This window comes from Frankia sp. AgKG'84/4 (assembly GCF_023242965.2).
In the GTDB taxonomy this organism is placed as follows: domain Bacteria; phylum Actinomycetota; class Actinomycetes; order Frankiales; family Frankiaceae; genus Frankia.
Genome location: NZ_JALKFU020000507.1, coordinates 1 through 4,012 on the forward strand (window position 1 = coordinate 1; position 4,012 = coordinate 4,012).

Consider the following 4,012-nt stretch of genomic DNA (forward strand, 5'->3'; position numbering starts at 1 on the left):
GCGCACCCCCGCGGCGAGCTCGGCGGCGAGGGCGCCGATGTCCTTCAGCGCCTCGGATTCGCCCGCGCCGCGGCGGCGCGCCTCGAGCAGCACCCGGACCAGCGCCGAACCGACGATCACGCCGTCGGCAAAGGACGCCACCCGCGCGGCCTGCGCGGCGCTGCTCACGCCGAGGCCGACCGCGACGGGCAGGTCGCTGACCGCCCGGACCCGTCCGACCAGCCCGGCAGCCGCGTTCCCGACCTCGGCGCGGGCGCCGGTGACACCCATCAGCGAGGCCGCGTAGACGAAGCCACGGCAGATGTCGGCGACGCGCTTGATCCGCTCGTCGGAGGAACTCGGCGCGACCAGGAAGACCGGATCCAGACCGTGCTCGGCGGCGGCGGCCAGCCACGGGCCGGACTCCTCGGGCGGCAGGTCCGGTGTGATCGTCCCCGCCCCGCCGGCGGCCGCGAGATCGGCGGCGAACCGGGCCGGACCGTAGCGGTCGACGGGATTCCAGTACGTCATGACCAGGGTCGGCGCGCCGGTCTCGGCGACCGCTTCGACGGTGCGCAGCACGTCGGCGGTGCTCACTCCACCGCGCAGCGCCGCGTCGGCGGCATCCTGGATCACCGGGCCGTCCATCGTCGGGTCCGAGTAGGGCAGGCCCACCTCGACCACGTCGACGCCCGCCGCGACCATCGCGCGCATGGCGGCGATCGCGCCGTCGACCGTGGGGAATCCGGCCGGAAGGTAGCCGATCAGCGCCGATCGGCCTTCCTCCCGAGCCGTCGCGAAACACGCGTCCAACCGGCTGTGCATCGTCGTGCAGTCCGTTCGCCTGGGGCCCGCGGGCCGCGGTGGGGTGAGCTGGCTCGTCAGCCGCGCGGGTCCTCGCCCGGGTCCGCGGCGGTCTCGGCGGCGGCGGGATCGGGGCCGGCGTCGCCGTCGAGCAGGCCGAACCAGCGGGCCGCGGTGTCGACGTCCTTGTCGCCGCGGCCGGAGCAGTTGACCACCACCGTCTTCTCCGGGCCGAGTTCGCGGGCGACGTCGAAGGCGCCGGCGAAGGCATGCGCGCTCTCGATCGCGACGAGGATGCCCTCGGTGCGGGCGACCAGCGCGAGCGCCGCCATCGCGGCGGCGTCGTCGACGACCCGGTAGCTGGCCCGCCCGGTCTCGTGCAGCAGGGCGTGCTCGGGCCCGATGCCGGGGTAGTCGAGCCCGGCGGAGATCGAGTGGGACACCTGCGTCTGGCCGAAGTCGTCCTGCAGCAGGTAGGTGCGCATGCCGTGCAGCACTCCGGCCGAGCCACCGGCGATCGCCGCCGCGTGCCGGCCGGTGGCGACGCCGTCCCCGCCGGCCTCGCAGCCGATGAGCGTGACCTCGGAGTCCGGGATGAACGGGTGGAAGATGCCCATCGCGTTGGAACCGCCACCGACACAGGCGACGACCGCGTCGGGCAGCCGGCCGGTGCGCTCGAGCACCTGGGCGCGCGCCTCGACCCCGATGATCCGCTGGAAGTCGCGGACGAGCATCGGGAACGGGTGCGGGCCCATCACCGAGCCGATGCAGTAGTGCGTGTCGTCGACGGTGGCGACCCAGTCGCGCAGGGCCTCGTTGATGGCGTCCTTGAGGGTGCGGCTGCCTGAGGCGACCGGGACGACCTCGGCGCCGAGCAGGCGCATCCGGGCGACGTTGAGGGCCTGCCGGCGGGTGTCCTCCTCGCCCATGTAGACGACGCAGTCGAGGCCGAGCAGCGCGCTGGCGGTGGCGGTGGCCACGCCGTGCTGACCGGCGCCGGTCTCGGCGATGACCCGGGTCTTGCCCATGCGCCTGGTCAGCAGACACTGACCCAGCACATTGTTGATCTTGTGTGAGCCGGTGTGCGCCAGATCCTCCCGCTTGAGCAGGATCCTGGCGCCGCCGACGCGCTCGGTGAGGCGGCGCGCGTCGGTCAGCGGAGTCGGGCGCCCGGCGTAGTTGGCGAGCAGGTCATCGAGCTCGCTGGTGAACGCCGGGTCCACCCGGGCCTGGTCGTAGGCCTCGGTGAGCTGGTCGAGCGCCGCCATCAGCGCCTCGGGCACGAACCGCCCGCCGAACCGGCCGAAATGCCCCGAGGAGTCCGGAAACGCCCGCCAGTCCGCCGCGTCCACGCTGCCGGTACCGGCGGGTCCGGACGTCACCACGCCGTCAACGTCGGCGGGTGCTGGCGAGGTAGCTGCTCGGATGGCCACCCGGCGACTGTATCGGTCCGATCCGTGCGGGCGGGAGCCAGCGCCGCGGCGGCCTACCGGGCGACCCGGCCCGCCGGGTGGGCGCCGGCGGCGACGAGCTCCGCGACCGTCTGCCGGGCGTCACCCCCGGTGACCGCCGCCTCGCCGACGAGCACGGCGTCCGCCCCCGCCGCCGCGTAGGCGCGCAGGTCGTGCGGCCCCCGCACACCGGACTCCGCCACCGTGATCACACCAGCCGGGACCAGCGGCGCCAGCCGGGCGAACGTGTCCCGGTCGACCTCGAGGGTGCGCAGGTCGCGGGTGTTCACGCCGATCAGGCGGGCGTCGGCGTCGACGGCCCGGGCCAGCTCGATCTCGTCGTGCACCTCGACGAGCGCGGTCATCCCCAGCGACTCGATCCGCTCGCGCAGGCCGATCAGCCGGGGCTGGTCCAGCGCCGCCACGATGAGCAGCACCAGGTCCGCGCCGTGGGCCCGCGCCTCGAACACCTGGTAGGGCGAGACGATGAAGTCCTTGCGCAGCAGCGGGACGTCGACCGCGCGCCGGACGACGTCGAAGTCGGCCAGCGAGCCGCCGAATCGGCGCTGCTCGGTCAGCACGCTGATCGCCGCGGCGCCGCCGGCCTCGTAGTCACGGGCGAGGGAGGCCGGGTCGACGATCGCCGCCAGGCTGCCTTTGGATGGGGATCGGCGCTTGACCTCGGCGATCACCGATACCGGGGCGTCGCGCAGAACGGCGAGCGCGTCGCGCGGGTCGGGGACGCGCTCCACCCGCTGCTTGAGGTCGGCGAGGCTGGTCTGCTGTTCGCGCGCGGCCAGGTCGGCCCGGACTCCGTCGAGGATCTCGGCGAGAACGTTCTTCCGACCCGCGCTCGCGGCTGTCGCGGTCATGCCGCCGATGGTAGGCCAGGTCGCTGCCCTGGGCTGGAGGCACCCACACCCGGCTACGACCCGCGACCGAATGCCGCCGCCTGCGAGACGAGCCGTCTACCCCGAACGCGGTGGGGCGACGCGCCGGTCCGCCCGCCGGCCTGGCCGCGCCCCTCACGATGCCCTATAGTCGAACACGCGTTCGAGACCAGGGAGTTCGCATGGACACTCGCCGTTCCTCCGTTCCGCCGCGCTCGAGCTGGGCGCCTCCGGTCAGGCCCGTCGCCGTCCGTGGCACGGACGCCCCGCCTGCCTTCGATGGATGGCGGGATGAACCGCTGGCGCGCCTCGATCGCGCCCTGGCGCGCATGGAGGCGCTGATGACCCTGCTGGAGGCGGATCTGCGGCGGCAGCGGGAGCTGCTGGGCGCGCTCACGCCGCAGCCGCGGCAGCCCGCGGTCGCCGACCGTCCGGCGGCGCCGGTCGCGACGGGTGGGGTCCGATGATCAGGTGGGGTCGTGGCCCCGCTCGATCGCGTCCCAAGCGTCCACGGGCCGGGCATCGCGGGCCTGGTAACGGCCGGACATCGCCGGCCAACGCCGGCCGCGCACGGCGGCGAGCATGCCGGCGGCGGTGAGCAGCACCCCGCCGAGCACCGCCAGCCACGGCGCCGCCGTGCCGCGCACCTCGCTGATGTCCGCCCGGCCGCCCAGGGAGAACTGCGCGACCGTGTCGGTAGCCCGCGCGGCGGCCAGCGGATCGGCCCCGACCCGCCCGGCCAGGTAGATGATGCCGATCCCGGCGGCGAGGGCCAGCACGCCGACCACGGTGCGCCCAACGCGGCGGGTGGCCACGATCGCCACCGCCGCGGCGAGCCCGACCAGGGCGAGCGCGGTGCACGCCGGGGCGAGCGTCCCGCCGCTCCAG

Annotated in this window: 5 protein-coding genes; 1 reads left to right on the forward strand and 4 read right to left on the reverse strand. The window is 74.9% G+C overall.

What is annotated here, in order from left to right:
- The 3 genes from trpA to trpC form a co-directional block, all read right to left on the reverse strand.
- On the reverse strand, positions 1–804 hold an 804-nt coding region (gene trpA / locus MXD58_RS22180; protein ID WP_250609848.1), incomplete at its 3' end, for a tryptophan synthase subunit alpha.
- A 56-nt stretch (positions 805–860) separates the two neighbouring features.
- Positions 861–2,216: a tryptophan synthase subunit beta gene (trpB, locus tag MXD58_RS22185; protein ID WP_374616491.1), complete on the reverse strand. Its 1,356-nt coding sequence runs from the start codon at positions 2,214–2,216 to the stop codon at positions 861–863.
- A 53-nt stretch (positions 2,217–2,269) separates the two neighbouring features.
- A complete protein-coding gene (gene trpC / locus MXD58_RS22190; RefSeq protein WP_248840276.1) occupies positions 2,270–3,106 on the reverse strand; it encodes an indole-3-glycerol phosphate synthase TrpC in 837 nt (278 codons plus the stop codon).
- 359 nt (positions 3,107–3,465) lie between these two features.
- On the opposite strand from trpC, the gene MXD58_RS30430 reads away from it, so the two are divergent.
- Positions 3,466–3,591 carry a hypothetical protein gene (locus MXD58_RS30430; protein ID WP_284678722.1) on the forward strand — a complete coding sequence of 42 codons (126 nt, stop codon included), beginning with the start codon at positions 3,466–3,468 and terminating at the stop codon, positions 3,589–3,591.
- On the opposite strand, the gene MXD58_RS22195 is transcribed toward MXD58_RS30430, so the two are convergent.
- Positions 3,592–4,012: Trp biosynthesis-associated membrane protein (locus MXD58_RS22195; protein ID WP_250609850.1), on the reverse strand; the 421-nt coding region annotated here is incomplete at its 5' end.

Bases quoted from the DNA above. Each gene is read 5' to 3' on its own strand.
- trpC (WP_248840276.1), bottom strand. From the start codon at position 3,106: ATGACCGCGACAGCCGCGAGCGCGGGTCGGAAGAACGTTCTCGCCGAG.
- MXD58_RS30430 (WP_284678722.1), top strand. From the start codon at position 3,466: ATGACCCTGCTGGAGGCGGATCTGCGGCGGCAGCGGGAGCTGCTGGGC.